Here is a 15,972-nt window from a genome sequence, read left to right on the forward strand (position 1 = left end):
TGGGCAGGTACTGTGCCACGATCCGGTGTGGTCGAGCTCGGGCTGTACCAGACTCGGCTGAAAACCGCTCTAAAACACGCGCACCAACAGCCCGGTCGGCGCCCAGGGAGGCATCGACCCGTTCCGGGTCACGTCGCGGATCCAGTTCGCCAAGGACACGACCGTCGCCGACTCCTCGAGCGGAAGGGCGCGATGCCGCCCGCGACATGGCGACCCACGCACGTCTGCCGGCGGATGGGGTAGACCTCCCGGTACTACGTCGGCGCGCCCGTTTCTCCCGGGGTCTCTGTCGGTCGTGGTCGGGCCGGCTTGGACATTGATGACGCCGGCGCTTCGTCGCCCGGCCTACTGCGCCCTCGAGAAGGACACGCTCCACGTCGGCGCCACCTCGGCGATGATCTCCCTGAACCGCGGCGGGATGTCCGAGAGCTCCGTCATCTGGTGGATCGTGAGCACCTCGGCGCTCCCGAGCCCGACGGGGCAGCGCAGCGCCCAGGCGATCGCCTCTTCCTTCGAGCCCACCTCGATCAGGTAGAAGCCGCCGACGAGCTCCTTCGACTCGGCGAAGGGCCCGTCGAGCAGGACGCGCTTCCCCCCCGAAATCCCGACGCGCGCGCGTGCCCCGGCGGGATTGAGGCCCTCGGACGCGATCAGCACGCCGGCCTTCTGCATGTCTTCGTTGTATTTCATGTACGCGGCGAACAGCGCCTCGTCCGGGGGCGCATCCGCCGCTGCCTGTGCGTCGTGCTTCGCGTCGTCGGTCGCCCGTGTCGCGGTGATCATGAATCGCATCGTCGAGTTTCCTTCCGGTTCGAAGAGGAGCGCCCCGGCGGCGTCGACCGCCCGGCCCCGCCTCCACCGTCACGACGAACGGGCGACCACGCGATCGACACGCGGGGCGATCTTTTTTTAATTACACCTGAGGCTTCGTAGTCACGAGGTTTTCTTCTGGCGGGCGGAGCTGGACGGTGGACCCGGACGGGGAGCTCGTCGTCCCGGGGCCGGCAGGGCGGCGCTGCGGCGTTTGGTCCAAGCTTGCTCACCCCTCCGGCGCCACCGGCAACCCGAGCAGCCGACCGATCGCCTCGTGAAGGACCCGCGTCGCGGCAGCCGGGCCAGGGCGCCGATGACCGGCGGGTGCACCCGACCATCGATGAGCAGCGCGAACACCCCGCCGGGGAAGCCGAAGGCGAAGCGCTCGGCGCCCACGGCCTCCCGCAGCGGGGCGATCGACTCGAAGGTGTTGAACATGAACATCACCTTGCGGCCACGCGAGGCGCTGGCCGCGCGCGATGACGGTGACGTCGTGGCCCGCCCGGGCGAGCGCATGCGCGAAGGTGCTCCCGATGGCGCCGGGACCGATGATCGCGATTCGCATGCGTCGGCACTGAGGCCGGGCGAGCTGCCGCGCAACGCGCACCGACGCCAATTCGATTTGCAAAAACGATAAACGCGGGCCGCGGCTCGGCCTGCTCGTTTTTCATGGCTGGAAACCAGCTTGTCAGGAGCGCGCATTGACGATCGCTGGCGCCAACACGATAGTGGCGACATGAAGTTCAGACGCGGGATGAATGCGCTGTGCGCCGCATCGATAACGACAGGCACGCTCTTCGGATGCGTGGGCGACCTGCCTGGCGAGGACGACCAGGCTGGGAGCTGCGCGGGGCTCGCGGAGACGCGGTTCCACGCGGCTCAGATCGGCTTGCCCACGGGCGGTGCAGAGATCGTATCCGCGGTGGAGGTCCCGGCGCGCACCGACGGGCAGGTCACGAAGCCGGAGCATTGCCTGGTCTCGGCGGAGGTGCTCCCCGTCGATCCGAAGGCGCCGTCGATCTTCCTGGCGGTAGCCCTGCCGACCCGGTGGAACGAGAAGGCGGTGTGGCTCGGCGGCGGCGGCTTCGACGGCGTCATCCCCGACGTGACGGGCAACTCGCTCAACACGCTCGCGCCGACGCCGCTCGCGCGCGGGTACGCCGTGTTCGCGAGCGATGGTGGACACCAATCGACGGCCGCCTCGCCCGGCGCGGACGCCTCTGCGCTCGCGAACGAGGAGGCCTACCGCAACTGGCTCTCCGACGCCCCCAAGAAGGCGCGCGACGTGGCGGGCCAGATCATCCGGGCGTATTACGGGGCCGGCGCGGCGCGCTTCTACGCGGTGGGGAGCTCGACGGGCGGGCGCGAAGCGCTGTTCGCGACGGCGCGCTTCCCGGCCGACTGGGATGGCGCGCTCGTGTTGTACCCGGCGCGCGACGTGGTGAGCTTGACGCTCGGCCTCGCCGCGACGCTGCAGGCGCTGTCGGCTCCAGGGGCGTTCCCGAGCGCGGCGAAGCGCAGCCTCGTATGGGACGCGGTGCTGGCTGAATGCGATGCTCTCGACGGTCTGGCCGACGGCGTGGTCGGCGACGTGGCGAGCTGCAACGGGCGATTCGACGTGACGGCGCTACGTTGTATGGGTGGTGAGGACACCGGCGACGCGTGCCTGTCTGACGCGCAGATCCACGCCTTGGAGGCCATCGACGCGCCCGTACGGCTGGCGTCGCCGCTCGCCAACGGTGACACCGAGTTTGCTGGCTTCAACGTGTACTCGGCTGCACAGGGCGTCGGGACCGATTCGCCGCTGGAGCCTCACGTGCAGTCCGTCGACCTTGGCTCGCGCGCGCCGACCTTTCCTGTCGACCCGCTCACCAGCTCGTTCGCGGCGGCCCTCGTCGACGGCTTCATGCGCCACGTCGTCGTCAGGGATCCGTCATTCGACTATCGAACCTTCGACGTGCGGACGTTCGGCCCCCACGCTACGCGCGTACAGGAGCTGTCTGCGCTCGACGTGGGGGACGCCGACATGGGCGGCTTCGCCGCGCGGGGCGGAAAGCTCCTGTTGCTCCATGGCGCGGGCGACATGCTGACGAGCCCGCGGACGACGGAGCGCTACGTGGACGGGTTGCAGGCGTCGCTCGGCGCGACGGCCGCCGGCGCGATGCTGCGCTACTACGAGGTCCCTGGGTTCCAGCACTCCGTGAGCACCGTCTTCCAGGTGTCCTGGGATGGCCTCAGCGCGCTCGAGAGGTGGGTCGAGGCCGGCGAGGACCCTGGTGACGCCGAGGTCGTCACGGACCTGGCGGGCGTGCCGGGGCGCACGCGACCGCTCTGCAGGTATCCAACCTTCGCGAGGTACCGCGGGGCGGGAGATCCGGACGACGCCGCGTCGTTCGAGTGCGCGGCGCCCTGACGCGGCCGCGGGCGTCGCCAGCGTGACCACGGCGGCCCACTCCGCCCCGCCCCACCGCCTTGGGGTGAGTCGGCTCGCGACGGGGCACGCGCTCGATCTCCTCTTGCACGACGCCGACTCGCGCGTTATATACTGAACCACATGGTTCAGTATTCGAGTGCCCGCCTCGATGCTTCCTTCGCCGCGCTTTCCGACGCGACCCGGCGCGGCGTTCTGGAGCAGCTCGGACGAGCCGACGCTTCGATCACGGACCTCGCCGAGACGTTTCACATGACCCTCACGGGCATGAAGAAGCACGTCGGCGTCCTCGAGCGGGCCGGGCTCGTCACCACCGAGAAGGTCGGCCGCGTGCGTACCTGCAAGCTCGGCCCGCGCCGGCTCGACGAAGAGACGGCGTGGATCGAGAGGTACCGCCAGCTCTGGGCCGCACGCTTCGACGAGCTGGACAAGGTCATCGAGGAGCTGAAACGAAAGGAGAACGTCGATGGACGCAAGTAAAGAGAGTGAGCCCAAATTGACGAGTAATCGCACGACGGTGGAACCCAAGTCCGATCGCGAGATCGTCGTCACACGGACCTTCGATGCCCCGGCGCGCATCGTGTTCCAGGCGTGGACCACGCCGGAGCTGTTCAGGCGGTGGTGGATACCGAAGTCGATGCCCGTGCCTCTACTTTCCTACGAAGCGGATATTCGCGCCGGCGGCAGCTACCGCCTGGTCTTTGGTCACGATGCCGCGCAGCCGATGGCGTTCTTCGGCACGTACCTCGAAGTGACACCGCATTCGCGCATCGTGTGGACGAACGACGAAGCGGGCGACGATGGCGCCGTCACGACCGTGACCCTCGAGGAAAAAGGCGGCAAGACGCTGCAGGTGCTGCACGAGCTCTATCGATCGAAGCAAGCGCGCGACGCCGCCCTCGCCTCGGGCGCGTACAACGGGATGGGCGAGACGTTCGAGCAGCTCGATGAGCTCCTCGTCACGCTCGGTACGACGGCGCGATCGTCCTGAAGCCATCGCGCGGGAGGGGCGCCGGGGAGCGCGACGAGCGCGGTCCTCCTTCTCGGCGCTGCGCATTCGCCGAGGAGCACGCCGGCCGGGGTCGCGTCCTTGAGCTTCTGCACGCCCACGCGCAGATCGCCGGCGATGTGGTGGCTGTTGATCCACGGGAAGTCCTTGCGCGTGGACGACACCACGTACTTCGGCTTGGTCTCCAGCTTGACCGCCCACTCGCGAATCGCCGGAGGCGCCTCCTCGTCGCCGCGGGCGACCGCCGGCCAGTAGCTCTCCATCATCTCGTAGGTGACGCGGCCCCACAGCATCGCGCCGCTCTCGTCCATGAGGCGGGTGAAGAAGGCGTGCGTCTCGTCGTCGACGATCCCCTCCTGGTGGTCGACGCAGCCGTCCAGGGTGACGTTGATGGCGAAGGTCAGCAGTCCCATGCGGCGAGTCTCCTTCGGAACGAGGCCTCGGTCAATGTTCCGGTATTGCAATGCGCACGGCGAGGCTCTCGGCTTTGTCATCTCGCAAGGCTCTCGAGTCCGTGGTGTCGCAAAGCACAGGCCCAATCTGACGTTCTGGCAAGATGTGCAGCTGCAGGGATCCCTGAGTCCCCCCTGCACTGGGTGGGACGTCTTCGGTAGCTTGCGGCGAGAACGGTGCTCTTCCAGTACGGCGGCCGCCGCGTCGGCGCTGCTCATGGAGTGATGGGCTGCCTCCAGTCCTCACCTATGCGGACAGGACACTCATTCCTCATGTCCTCGGTCGCCCTCCTCAATCGCTGCGCGGTGCATCATTCCAGCGCGCCGGGTGGTCCCCCACGCGATGTCTTCATGCTCCACGAGAACGAGAGCCGTTGGCACAGGCCTTGCTGACGTGCCCGATCGCGTGAAGCAAACGCCTCCCGGGCCACGGTGGCCAGGGGCCAATCGAGATGACAAGGAAAGGTGATTCCCATGAGCTTCTATCCGTCGCGTGATCAACAGGCCAGGTACGCCATCGCGATGATCGCGAACCTCGGGCAGCGGTATGCGGGCTCCAGTGCCGTGCAGAACACCCTGGGGGACATCAAGGGTGCCCTCCGGAGCATGCAAGACAAGATCGGCACGTGGAGCGTGGTCTGGGGGCCCGCGCTCTATTTCTCCGACCCCTCGGGCAACCCGGACAACATCATGTACGTCGCCCAGCAGGAGGGCACGAACAACTACGTCATCGGCATCGCCGGGACGAACTTCGCGAATGCGTTCGATTTCGTTTACGAGGATCTCGGGGTGACCGGGACCACGCCCTGGATGCTCCTCGGCGCCCCCGCGGGCGCCGCGATCTCGGACGGTACCTACCTCGGCCTCGCGAACCTGCTGAACACGCCCGCGTCTGCAGGGACCCCCCAGGCCGGCGTCAAAATCATGGATTTCCTCGCGGCGGAATCGAAGAAAGGCGCCCTGAACCTCGCCGTCGCCGGTCACAGCCTCGGCGGCGCGCTCGCCCCGACCCTGGCGCTCTACATCAAGAACGTCAGTCTCCTGTGGGACGCGAGCAGGAAGTCGACCGTCCTGACCATGCCCGTGGCTGGGCCCACGCCGGGCAACAAGGTCTTCGCCGACTACTTGAACACGACCGTGACCGTCGATGGGTTCTACAATGACCGCGACGTGGTCCCTCACGTCTGGTCCGCGTCCGATCTCTCCGAGCTCGCGACGATCTATGGCGAAACCGACCTGATCGGCGGCTTCATCGCCGGGATCGCCGCGGGGATCGCCACGCTGGCGACCAAGGACTTCAACTACACGCCCACGGAGCGGACCGAGCTCAAAGGGAGTGTGCTATTGGGCAAGCTTTACTTCGACCAGGCCGGCTTCCAGCACCTCTACGCCTACGACCTGTTCTTCTTCGACAACCAGATCCAGCCCGCGCTTCATCCGCCGTCCACCGAGAGCCAATCCGTCCAGATCCCCTCGACGCTCGCGGACGCCGTCAAGAATGCCGGCGGGACCATTCCCTCGTACATCGAGGTCGTGCCCCCGCGGCCCCAGAAGGAGGTCACGGTCGGCAAGAAGACCTTCAAGGTGCCCGCGTCCGCGGACGCCGAGCAAATTCGCCAGGCCGTGATGGCGACCGCGCCCCACTTCGGCGACGCGCTCGGCCTGTAACGCGGAAGGCCCGCGCTCGGCTGGATGCGGGAGCGCGGGGTGTACCTGTACCTGTTACAGTTACTGCCCCGGCGCATGCACCGCGCATCTTTCAAGTCGCCGCGCCGTCCGACGTCGAGTGGAATCGAAGTTGCTTCGTCTTCCCGCGCTCGCTGACGCGCTGAGCTTCGCGATCTTCTCGACGGACCGCGGCTGAACTTCTGTCGCGACACTGCAACGCGTGACACCCGAACCGACAGGACCTGCATCCTCAGGAGACGAAACACATGAAGAAATCCGCTTTGCTTGCTCTTGCCGTTACTTCTGCCGTCATCTTCTCGCTGGCTGCGCCCCAGGAGTCCAGCGCCGACGATGCCTGTGTACGCAAGGAGTTCCAGACCAGCCTCGTCAAGTTCGCGTGTGCGAAGGGTGGCCAGCCCGAGGCCGTGAAAACGATGAAGAAGTTCATCGTTTCTGCCAAGGAGAAAGTCCCCGAGGTGAAGGACTGCAAGTCCTGCCACAGCTCGTTGAAACCGGACTTCAAGCTCACGCCCAATGCGCTCGATCTGTTCAAGAAGGCTGGCGGCAAATAGAGATCATCTCATAAAACCACGGCGCTCCCTGCGCCCGTCCCCCATCAATCGCCTTAAAGAATTCATGCGCTGGCCACGCGCCAGCAGCAGACCATCGCAGCAATGGAGGCCCCAATGGACATCGCGAGCGTCACCGTGACAACGAGAGCCAGCGAGACCATCCTTGCGACCAACGCGAATGTCACCATCAACGACGGGGAAAGGGCGTCCCTGTGGTGCAACAGCGATAGTGACTGGAAATCCAAGCCGAAAATGGGCACGGCATACGTGTTGATTGGAGGAGACACGCTCAATTGGCTGGGCATGCTCATCCCCGACGCCGGCGGCGATGGCACCAAGGACATGCCCTACGTCTTGGCGGCGATGCGCCCCGAGAACGACGAGGCGACGATCCGAAACATCCTGACCACCTCCCTCGGCGTCCCTGCCGATCTGGGCGCCGGCGTCCCCCTGTCGCAGAGCGAACTAGAGTCGACGAAAGCCCTCGCGGTCGTCATGTCCATCGAGCAGAAGTTCGGGATCAAGGTGGCCTCCGACGAGATCGTGCTGGAGAACTTCGGCACGATCGCGAACATCGTCTCGTACGTCTCCAGGAAGAAGAGCAAGTGACCAGCCGGGGGGGAGCCTGCGCGATGAGTACACGCTCGGCAGCGTCGTGCCCCCGATGCCGCCGAGCGAGCCGCTTTCTCTCCTCGTATTCGTAGACCGTCCCGATGGGTTCGGGGGCATGCCGCGCCGCACGCGCCTCGGCGCGCTCTTCGTAGAACCGCTCCACGCTCTCGACGAAGATGCGGGTCAGCACCCCGAACAACGCCCCGTCCTGGGCGAGCCTGCGCCGCCACGGAAACGGAAACGTCAACACCCACGGACGGTGCGCCACCTCGGGCAGGACGTCCTCGATCAGGTTCGCCGCCGTGGCACACATGCCGCACGCCACGCGGTGAGGGCGCGTTTTCGCCGCGGTTTTCGACAACCCGCCGGGCTATCGCCCATGGCGGCGGAGTGGCGGGCCGGGGGCCGGCGGGCCGCGACGCTCGCTGCCGCGGCGGCGGAGGCGCTCGCCGAGCCCCCGGCTCGCGCTCGATATGTCGGCGCGCGAGAACGTAGAGCGCGAGCGCGCAGCCCGGGTCCTCGCAAGAACTCCGGCGGGCGCGGGCCGGACTGGGGGCGATAGAGCCCGCGTCCCTGGATGAAGCGCAGCGTCCCTGGGTGACGAGCACGCTGCCGCATGTGCCCCCTGCACGGAGGCGGAACAATCCCGTCCCTCGAGCGGCCGTCGCCCTCCGGGATGCGGAGGCGGCCCGGGTCGTTCACGAGGCCATCGGCGGGCTGCTCGGCGCAGCGCCAACGCCGGAGAGGTAAGCAAGCCTGCCCCGGCAACGTAACGTCGCGGCTACCGCCGCCGGGACGTGGCCTACGTCGACCGCATGGCCGATCACCAGGCGCCGTCCCCCCGGGCCTGTCGAGGCTCGCGGCGAGCGCTTCCCTTCGAGAAGGCCACCGAAGCGCGCGGGCGCGGGTCGACGGCCGAGCTTCCGCGGCCCTGCTCCTTGACAACCCTCCGGTAATGTAACATCATAAGTTGCGTGAGACGAGACAGCCGACTCTCCGGGGTGCTTCACGTCCTGCTGCACATGGCCCAGCACGAGGGGCCTTTGACGTCCGAGCAGATGGCGAAAGCCATGGACACCAATCCCGTGGTGATCCGGCGGGTCATGGCCGGTCTCCGGGAGCAGGGATACGTCCGGTCGGAGAAGGGACACGGAGGGGGGTGGTCCCTGGCGTGCGATCTCGCGAAGGTGACCCTGCGCGACATCTACACTGCGCTCGGCTCGCCCTCGCTGCTTGCCATGGGGAACCGGACGGAGACGCCCGGCTGCGCCGTCGAAGAGGCGGTCAACGCGGCTCTTAACAAGTCGTTCGAGGCTGCGGAGTCGCTGCTCCTGTCGCGCCTCGGCGAGGTGACGCTCGCGGCCCTGGGCGAGGACGTGCGGACTCGGGTGGCTGCTCGCCCCGCGCCTCCCAGTGACATGAGATGAACGATGAAGGCGAATCCATCCACACGAGCAGGCGCCGCCGATCGAGCCATCGACGCCCCTTCCCAGCGCCGCGCCGTCCTGGCCGGCGTGTGCGCCGCCCTCATGGCGGTGATCGCGTCTGTATCGGGGCTCAACGTCGCGCAGCAGCAGCTCGCCGTGGCGCTGGGCGCTTCACAGAGCGAGGTGCTGTGGATGATCAACATCTACGCGGTCACCCTGGCCGCGCTGCTGCTGCCGCTCGGCGCCGTCGGCGACCGCTGGGGCCGTAAACCAGTGCTGCTCGCAGGACTGATGGTCTTCGGCGTCGCGAACGCGGCAGCGGGCCTTTCGCCCTCTCCTGCGGTGATGCTCGCGGCGCGATTTCTCAGCGGTGTTGGCGCGGCCATGATCATGCCCGTCACGCTCGCCGTCATCACATCAACGTTCCCGGCGGAAGAGCGCTCCAGAGCGATTGGCGTCTGGTCCGCCGTCGCCGGTGGTGGCGGCGTCCTCGGCATGTTCCTGTCGGCCCTCCTCGTCGACGCGGCGAATTGGCGATGGCTCTTCGTCCTGCCCGTCGTGCTCGTCTCCGCGGCTGCGTTCATGGTCATGCGATCCGTCCCCAACTCGCGCGAGGACCCTGAAGGCAAGTTCGATGTCGTCGGCGCCCTGTCGTCGGTCGTCGCGGTGGTCGGGTTCATCTTCCTCCTGCACGAAGGGCCAGAGCGGGGATGGACCGCGCCCGTGACGCTGCTCGGGCTCTTCGCCGGCTCCGCAGGCGCAATTGGGTTTGCGGCATGGGAGCTGCGTCAAGAAGCGCCGCTGCTCGACCTCCGGCTCTTTCGTCAACGCGGCCTGACGAGCGGCTCCGTGTCCCTGCTCGCGGTGTTCGGTGTGCAAGCAGGGTTCTTCGTCGCGCTCTACCCCTACTTTCAGGCTGTGCTCGGCTGGTCCGGGCTTCGTTCCACCGTCGCGCTCATGCCCATGGCCGTCCTCAGCATGGCCTCCTCTCGCTTCGCCCCGCGGATCGCCGCACAGATGGGTGCTCGCGTGACGATGGGCTCCGGGATTCTCCTCGGAGGCGCTGGCCTCGCCCTCATGGCGGCCATGGTCTCGGTCGACGGCGGCTACCTCTCTGCGCTGCCTGGCATGCTGGCCATGGGACTCGGCATGGGGCTGTCCATGACTCCATCCACCGAGGCCATCACCACGGCCCTGCCGCGCGAGCGTCAGGGTGTCGCTTCCGCGCTCAACGACATCACCAGGGAATTCGGCACAGCTCTGGGCGTGGCGCTCCTCGGAGCGGTGCTGACGACCGGTTACCGCAGCGCCATCGACTCCAGGTTGCACGCAATCCCGACGGCCGCCGCCGACACTGCCCGCAGAGGCATCGCCAGCGCATTCGCTGTGGCGGACGGATCGAGCCCCTACTCGCGTGCGCTGATTCGCTCCGCGCAAGAATCGTTCGTCGACGGCTGGCAGCAGGCCATGTGGGTCGGGGTCGCCGTGATGGCCGTCTTGCTCGTCTACGTGCTGGCGCGCGGCCCCGAAGCTGCGGCGTCCAACGAATCTGGGCGCCCGTTGGAAGCAGCAGTCGCGCCCGTCAGCGATGCGTAGCGACGCGACCGGCACGAGCCACCACGACGACGAGGGAAAGCGAGGGCGAGGTGATCGCGACGGACCTCGAGCCGGACATGGCGCGCTCCCTGAACGAGCGCGCGCGTCGAGGAGAAGTACATCGTGGAGGCGCCCCAAAGGCCATGAGTAGTTCACAACGAGCAGGAGCCAAACCATCATGACCGAATTCTGGGAAACCGCGTTCACCGAGAAGCAGCTGATGTGGGGACTGGAGCCGACGACGTCTGCTTCTCTCGCGCGAGACACGTTCGTTCGAGCCGGTGTCAAGAGTGTCCTGATACCCGGCATCGGCTACGGCAGGAACGCGAAGCCGTTCCTCGAGCGCGGGATGTCAGTGGCGGGGATCGAGATCTCTGCGACGGCGATCGAGCTTGCCCGCTCGCGACTCGGTCTCGAGCTCCCCATCGTCCACGGATCAGTCACCGACATGCCCTTCGACCGCCGGCAGTACGACGGTGTCTTTTGCTACGGGCTTGTCTACCTCCTGGATGCCCGCGGTCGCGAGAAGCTCATTCGAGACTGCTACCGTCAGCTGGCGCCCGGTGGGCACATGATCTTCACGATCATCTCGAAGAAGGCGCCGATGTACGGACATGGGCTCCGGCTCGGCGACGACTGGTACGAGCGCCTGCCCGGTCTTCCGATGTACTTCTACGACGCCGAGTCGGTGAAGCGGGAGTTCGGTCCGTACGGGCTCGTCGAGCTCTCCGACATCGACGAGCCTGCGGGCAGCGGCGCGACTCTCCCATTTATCAACGTAGTCTGCAGGAGGGACGCCGTGACCGTCAGCGCAGATGAAGCCGTGAGGCGGCTCCACGCCGGACAGGTCGAGGTCACGGTCGACGGCGCGCTTGGGCAAACCCAGGTGGAGGCCATCGCGAAGGCTCTCGAGACGAGCAAGACCACCATCCTGAGGATGGGCGGCTGCCAGATCACAGACCTCGGCTGCAAGGCCATCGGAGACGCTCTTCTCGCCAACACCGCGCTCAAGGAGCTGTGGCTGTTCAACAACGAGATAGGGGACGTCGGCGGCGAGGCTCTGGGAGATGTCCTGAGAAAGAACGCTTCTCTCGCGACGCTGTGTCTCAACGAGAACCGAGTGGACGATATCGGGGCCAAGGCGATCGGAGAGGCCCTCCGAACGTCCACTTCATTGGTCGAACTGGGGCTCGGGCGCAACCAGATCGGCGACGTCGGCGCCGCGGCTATTGGCGAGGCGCTCGCATCCAACAATTCGGTGATCGCGCTCAGCCTCAACCACAATCAGATCTCCGACATCGGCGCAGCGAGCGTCGGCGACGCTCTTCGCAACAACGCCTCGCTCAAGATTCTCCGGCTGCGCAACAACGCCATCGGGGACGCTGGTGCCGAGGCGGTGCGGGCCGCGATCGCGAGGAACACCACCTTGAGAACCGTCAACTTCGAAGAAAACCCTGCGTCCCCTGGCCTTCACGCTGGCATCAAGGCAGCCCTGGAGGGGCGTCGCCCATGAGCACGGACTCGCGCGGACGGGTCCGGGCCGGCTCGGGTCGCGCGGGCGTGCCTTCCCTCTTTTCGGCTGCCCTCTCACGCCACATTGGAAGTTACATCTCGTGGTGGCGAACACGCGAGGGGGGAGGGTCAGCTCGCGGAGGGCGCGATGGGGCTCCTCTGAGTCAGCGCGCGCGCCGGTAGTGCATCGCCACCGCGCCGCAGCGGAGCGGCTTGGCCGAGACCAGCTCGAGCCGCCGCGTGGCGGGCAGCCCGCTCTGGTACAGGGTCGGGCCGTGGCCGGCGATCCTGGCGTGGACGAGGAACTTGTACTCGTCGATGAGATCCAGCCGATCCAACTCGGTCGCGAGCTTGCCGCTGCCGAGGAGCACGCCGGCCGGGGTCGCGTCCTTGAGCTTCTGCACGCCCACGCGCAGATCGCCGGCGATGTGGTGGCTGTTGGTCCACGGGAAGTCCTTGCGGGTGGACGACACCACGTACTTCGGCTTGGTCTCCAGCTTGACCGCCCACTCGCGCACCGCCGGAGGCGCCTCCTCGTCGCCGCGGGCGACCGCCGGCCAGTAGCTCTCCATCATCTCGTAGGTGACGCGGCCCCACAGCATCGCGCCGCTCTCATCCATGAGGCGGGTGAAGAAGGCGTGCGTCTCGTCGTCGGCGATCCCCTCCTGGTGGTCGACGCAGCCGTCCAGGGTGACGTTGATGGCGAAGGTCAGCAGTCCCATGCGGCGAGTCTCCTTCGGAACGAGGCATCGGTCAATGTTCCGGTATTGCAATGCGCACCGCGAGGCTCTCGGCTTTGTCATCTCGCAAGACGCTCGAGTCCTTGGTGTCGCAAAGCACACGCCCAATCTGACGTTCTGGCAAGATGTGCTGGTCCGGGCGGCGCCGAGCGAGCTGCTCCACGCCGCCCCAGCGGCTCAGCGTCGAGACGACGCGTGACGCACGCGCGGTGCAGCGTCGCGAGCGCTCCCTGCGCGAGCGCGACCCGCACGAAGCTCGAGATCGCGTCGGGCGGATTCACCGCCTCTTCGACGGCGCCGGATCGAGCTCCGGATAGTGCCGGAAGATGCCGTCTTCGTTGAAGGGTATCCGCCGATCCGAGGCCAGGTAGGCCGCGATCCGCGGGCGCTCGGCCACGCGGTCGTGCAGGGCGACGAGCCCGGGGATCCTGGGCGCGAAGGCGGCCATGGCGTGCGGGAACGCGTAGCGGAGGCCCGCGATCACCTGGAACAACGAGAGATCCACGTAGGACATCGCGCCTCCCAGGACGTGACGGCCGCCGTGGCGCTCGAGGACGCGCTCGAAATAGCCGAGGAACTTGGGCATGCGCTCGGCGAGGAAGGCCTGGCTGCGGCGGAGGGCCTCGGGCTTCTGGTCCTCGTAATAGAGCTCGACAGAGATGGGGTGGTGCGTGTCGTGCACCTCGGCGACCAGATCGGTGATGGTGAGCTGGAGCTGATGGGCGCCGAGCCTGCTCGCCTCGTCGTCCGGCGCGAGGCCGAGGCGCGGGCCGAGGTAGAAGAGGATGTTGGCCACCTGGGCGATCACGAGATCGCCGGAGCGAAGGAACGGCGGCGCGAAGGGCTCGAGCGCGAGCGCGTGGCTCTTCATGAGCTTCTGCATGGCGGCGACGCCGCCGTGCTTCGCCGCGGGCAGCCGGGCGACATCGACATAAGGAGCGCCGGCGTCCTCGAGCCCGAGGCGCACGAATTCGCCGCGGCCCTGAATGCCAGGCCAGTAGTACAGCTCGTACGTTGGCGCGTTCATGATGGGTAACTCGCGCCGGCACGGGCCGCGGTCAATGGGCGCGCCGCCGAGCGGTCCGCCGGGCCCCGCGCGGGCACGCGACTTGGCCTGGGTTCGGAAACAACTGGGGCGGCTTCGACTTCGGCCTCACGTGCTTGCTCGACTTGCGTTGGCGCTCCACGAACATCATCGACGTCAGATAGGCGTGAGTCGTTGCAGGCGTGGGGGGCCGTCGCCTCTGGCGAGCGCGACGGCGCGATCACAGAGGAGATCCTTCAAGGCCCAGCCTTGTGCGGTCGAGCACGCTTCTTCTACAACGGAGACGCCCTCCGCTGCCGGCTGCTCGGCACGGCGCGCGAGGTCGCGCTCCGCATGGGGACGCCTGAGCGAAGAGCGGCATGACGACGAGACGGACAAAGCGAGACCCCTACACGCGGACAGTCGTCAAGCTGCGCTCCAGACGACGGAAGCGGGCGGGAACGACCTCGTCTGCGAGACCTTGCTGCCCGACGGCGTCGAGGCCCTTGTCCCGCCGCCAGTGGAGAAGCGCGTCGCGATCGGCGGCAAGCTCCTGGACGAGGTGCAAATCAAGCAGAGCGCGACGTCGGCGCGTAGGTAAAAGAAGCCGGATCGCAGCGCGAGGAAGTGTAGCGCAGCAAACATAACGAGGGGTCGAGCGCACGCCGCTCGGCTTCTTGCCGATGTCCCGCGGCGTAGATAGGCCATGACGAGCTTCAGATACGTTTGAACTTTCTGCTCCTGATGCAGAAGGTCTCCGGGGTTGCGGCCGGGGACGCCGAGCTTTTTTGTCGAAGAATTTTTGACCCGTTCGACCCACCGCTGCCCACCGGGAAGGACGCTGGCGACGTGGGGCCTCCGACGTCGTCCCGTGCGGGTTCGATGGCTTCTGGCGATCGGGAAAAGGGGCGAGACATGATGGCTTATCGGCGGATGGTGGTGGCGGTGTCGGCGTGCGTGACCCTCGTGGCGGCGACCGCGTGTGCAGGAGGGGCCAGCGACGCTGGTGACGCTGCCTCCTACGGCACCGGGACGGCGAGCGGCGGCACCGGGACGGCGAGCGGCGGCACCGGGACGGCGAGCGGCGGCACCGGGACGGCGAGCGGCGGCGACTTCGGGCAAGATCCTCCTTTCGGCGAGATCGGGGGTAGCTCGGGCGGTAACCCGAGCTCGGGCGACGACGCGTGCGGCAGCGATCTCATCGCAATCGCCCGCGACTTCAAGGACACGCACCCTGATTTCGAGGCGGGCCGGTTCGGGAGCGACCGGGGCCTCGTGGAGGCTCAGCTCGGCGCGGACGGCAAGCCGGTGTATGCGGGCGACAGCGAGGGCACGCGGACCACGACCGGCAAAGAGGCCTTCGATCAGTGGTTCCGCGACGTGCCCGACGTGAACACCGCCGTCCAGATATCGATCCCGCTCGCCGACAGCGGGAATGGCACGTCCACGTACGACAGCACCGACTTCTTCCCGATCGACGACATGGGGTTTGGCAACGAGGACCGGAGCCACAACTACCACTTCACGCTCGAGCTCCGCACCAAGTTTGAATACGAGGGCGGCGAGGTGTTCACCTTCTCGGGCGACGACGACCTCTTCACCTTCATCAACGGCCACCTCGCGATCGATCTGGGCGGTGTTCACAGGCCGGAGAGCGCGACCATCGACCTCGACGCGCGCGCTGAGGAGTTCGGCATCACGCCGGGCAACAGCTACACGCTCGACTTCTTCTTCGCCGAGCGCCACACGACCGAGTCGAACTTCCGCATCGACACGTCGATCGGTTGCTTCACCCCGGTCGTCAACTGAGCTCGGTCGCCCGCTGACCCGGCGCGACCTGAGCCCACAGCGCCCTTCGCGAGGAAGCGTAGCGCAGCAAACCTAAAGGGTGGGACGGCGAGCGTCGTGATGGCTCGGTCCTGGGTCGAAAGAGCGTGGTCCGGGCGGCGCCGAGCGCGCTGCGGGGCGCATCGGCGTGCCGCGGGCACACGTGTCCGTCCGGGCGCTGGTCTGGCGCGGGAGGCGCGTCGCGAGACGCTATGCGGCGGCACCGGGCGCCTTGCGGCGCAGAACGGTGCTCTTCCAGTACGGCGGCCGCCGCGTCGGCGCTGGGAGA

General features: G+C 67.3%; 14 protein-coding genes and 1 pseudogene. 10 read left to right on the top strand and 5 right to left on the bottom strand.

Going from position 1 to position 15,972, the window contains the following annotated elements:
* Positions 1–345 precede the first annotated feature (345 nt).
* Both WME97_RS48705 and WME97_RS48710 read right to left on the bottom strand, forming a co-directional pair.
* Positions 346–792, bottom strand: a complete 447-nt coding sequence (locus tag WME97_RS48705; RefSeq protein WP_012234792.1) for a YciI family protein — start codon at positions 790–792, stop codon at positions 346–348.
* 247 nt (positions 793–1,039) lie between these two features.
* Complete coding sequence (locus WME97_RS48710) at positions 1,040–1,378, bottom strand: ketopantoate reductase family protein (protein ID WP_437548032.1); 339 nt, start codon at positions 1,376–1,378, stop codon at positions 1,040–1,042.
* 171 nt (positions 1,379–1,549) lie between these two features.
* On the opposite strand from WME97_RS48710, the gene WME97_RS48715 reads away from it, so the two are divergent.
* From WME97_RS48715 to WME97_RS48725, 3 genes are all read left to right on the top strand, one after another.
* Positions 1,550–3,226, top strand: coding sequence for a tannase/feruloyl esterase family alpha/beta hydrolase (locus tag WME97_RS48715; RefSeq protein ID WP_437548034.1), 1,677 nt, complete (start codon positions 1,550–1,552; stop codon positions 3,224–3,226).
* Positions 3,227–3,367: 141 nt separating this feature from the next.
* On the top strand, positions 3,368–3,724 hold the full coding sequence (locus tag WME97_RS48720; RefSeq protein ID WP_437548035.1) for an ArsR/SmtB family transcription factor: 357 nt from the start codon (positions 3,368–3,370) through the stop codon (positions 3,722–3,724).
* Positions 3,711–4,235: an SRPBCC family protein gene (locus tag WME97_RS48725; protein WP_437548037.1), complete on the top strand. Its 525-nt coding sequence runs from the start codon at positions 3,711–3,713 to the stop codon at positions 4,233–4,235. The genes WME97_RS48720 and WME97_RS48725 overlap by 14 nt, the downstream gene beginning before the upstream one ends.
* 68 nt (positions 4,236–4,303) lie before the next feature.
* On the opposite strand, the pseudogene WME97_RS48730 reads toward WME97_RS48725, so the two are convergent.
* Positions 4,304–4,666: pseudogene (locus tag WME97_RS48730) on the bottom strand (dihydrofolate reductase family protein); the annotation flags it as partial.
* A gap of 513 nt (positions 4,667–5,179) precedes the next feature.
* Between WME97_RS48730 and WME97_RS48735 the strand changes: the two are divergent.
* From WME97_RS48735 to WME97_RS48760, 6 genes are all read left to right on the top strand, one after another.
* Positions 5,180–6,373, top strand: a complete 1,194-nt coding sequence (locus WME97_RS48735; protein WP_437548039.1) for a lipase family protein — start codon at positions 5,180–5,182, stop codon at positions 6,371–6,373.
* A 266-nt stretch (positions 6,374–6,639) separates the two neighbouring features.
* Positions 6,640–6,945 carry a hypothetical protein gene (locus tag WME97_RS48740; RefSeq protein ID WP_437548041.1) on the top strand — a complete coding sequence of 102 codons (306 nt, stop codon included), beginning with the start codon at positions 6,640–6,642 and terminating at the stop codon, positions 6,943–6,945.
* Positions 6,946–7,059: 114 nt separating this feature from the next.
* Entirely contained in the window at positions 7,060–7,554 is a 495-nt protein-coding gene (locus WME97_RS48745; protein ID WP_437548043.1) for an acyl carrier protein, read from the top strand.
* A gap of 977 nt (positions 7,555–8,531) precedes the next feature.
* A complete protein-coding gene (locus WME97_RS48750) occupies positions 8,532–8,984 on the top strand; it encodes an Rrf2 family transcriptional regulator (protein ID WP_437548044.1) in 453 nt (150 codons plus the stop codon).
* 3 nt (positions 8,985–8,987) lie between these two features.
* On the top strand, positions 8,988–10,580 hold the full coding sequence (locus WME97_RS48755; RefSeq protein ID WP_437548046.1) for an MFS transporter: 1,593 nt from the start codon (positions 8,988–8,990) through the stop codon (positions 10,578–10,580).
* Between the two features lie 178 nt (positions 10,581–10,758).
* Positions 10,759–12,093: a methyltransferase domain-containing protein gene (locus tag WME97_RS48760; RefSeq protein WP_437548048.1), complete on the top strand. Its 1,335-nt coding sequence runs from the start codon at positions 10,759–10,761 to the stop codon at positions 12,091–12,093.
* Between the two features lie 163 nt (positions 12,094–12,256).
* On the opposite strand, the gene WME97_RS48765 is transcribed toward WME97_RS48760, so the two are convergent.
* Both WME97_RS48765 and WME97_RS48770 read right to left on the bottom strand, forming a co-directional pair.
* Complete coding sequence (locus tag WME97_RS48765) at positions 12,257–12,814, bottom strand: dihydrofolate reductase family protein (protein WP_437548050.1); 558 nt, start codon at positions 12,812–12,814, stop codon at positions 12,257–12,259.
* Positions 12,815–13,109: 295 nt separating this feature from the next.
* Complete coding sequence (locus WME97_RS48770; protein WP_437548051.1) at positions 13,110–13,859, bottom strand: glutathione S-transferase; 750 nt, start codon at positions 13,857–13,859, stop codon at positions 13,110–13,112.
* Between the two features lie 912 nt (positions 13,860–14,771).
* Here WME97_RS48770 and WME97_RS48775 point away from each other — a divergent pair.
* Entirely contained in the window at positions 14,772–15,665 is an 894-nt protein-coding gene (locus tag WME97_RS48775; RefSeq protein WP_437548053.1) for a fibro-slime domain-containing protein, read from the top strand.
* Positions 15,666–15,972 lie beyond the last annotated feature (307 nt).

The organism is Sorangium sp. So ce367 (assembly GCF_051520455.1).
In the GTDB taxonomy this organism is placed as follows: Bacteria; Myxococcota_A; Polyangia; order Polyangiales; family Polyangiaceae; genus Sorangium; species Sorangium cellulosum_B.

Bases quoted from the DNA above. Each gene is read 5' to 3' on its own strand.
- WME97_RS48760 (WP_437548048.1), top strand. From the start codon at position 10,759: ATGACCGAATTCTGGGAAACCGCGTTCACCGAGAAGCAGCTGATGTGG.
- WME97_RS48740 (WP_437548041.1), top strand. From the start codon at position 6,640: ATGAAGAAATCCGCTTTGCTTGCTCTTGCCGTTACTTCTGCCGTCATC.
- WME97_RS48725 (WP_437548037.1), top strand. From the start codon at position 3,711: ATGGACGCAAGTAAAGAGAGTGAGCCCAAATTGACGAGTAATCGCACG.
- WME97_RS48770 (WP_437548051.1), bottom strand. From the start codon at position 13,859: ATGAACGCGCCAACGTACGAGCTGTACTACTGGCCTGGCATTCAGGGC.
- WME97_RS48765 (WP_437548050.1), bottom strand. From the start codon at position 12,814: ATGGGACTGCTGACCTTCGCCATCAACGTCACCCTGGACGGCTGCGTC.
- WME97_RS48720 (WP_437548035.1), top strand. From the start codon at position 3,368: ATGGTTCAGTATTCGAGTGCCCGCCTCGATGCTTCCTTCGCCGCGCTT.
- WME97_RS48755 (WP_437548046.1), top strand. From the start codon at position 8,988: ATGAAGGCGAATCCATCCACACGAGCAGGCGCCGCCGATCGAGCCATC.
- WME97_RS48710 (WP_437548032.1), bottom strand. From the start codon at position 1,378: ATGCGAATCGCGATCATCGGTCCCGGCGCCATCGGGAGCACCTTCGCG.
- WME97_RS48735 (WP_437548039.1), top strand. From the start codon at position 5,180: ATGAGCTTCTATCCGTCGCGTGATCAACAGGCCAGGTACGCCATCGCG.
- WME97_RS48775 (WP_437548053.1), top strand. From the start codon at position 14,772: ATGATGGCTTATCGGCGGATGGTGGTGGCGGTGTCGGCGTGCGTGACC.
- WME97_RS48705 (WP_012234792.1), bottom strand. From the start codon at position 792: ATGCGATTCATGATCACCGCGACACGGGCGACCGACGACGCGAAGCAC.
- WME97_RS48745 (WP_437548043.1), top strand. From the start codon at position 7,060: ATGGACATCGCGAGCGTCACCGTGACAACGAGAGCCAGCGAGACCATC.
- WME97_RS48715 (WP_437548034.1), top strand. From the start codon at position 1,550: ATGAAGTTCAGACGCGGGATGAATGCGCTGTGCGCCGCATCGATAACG.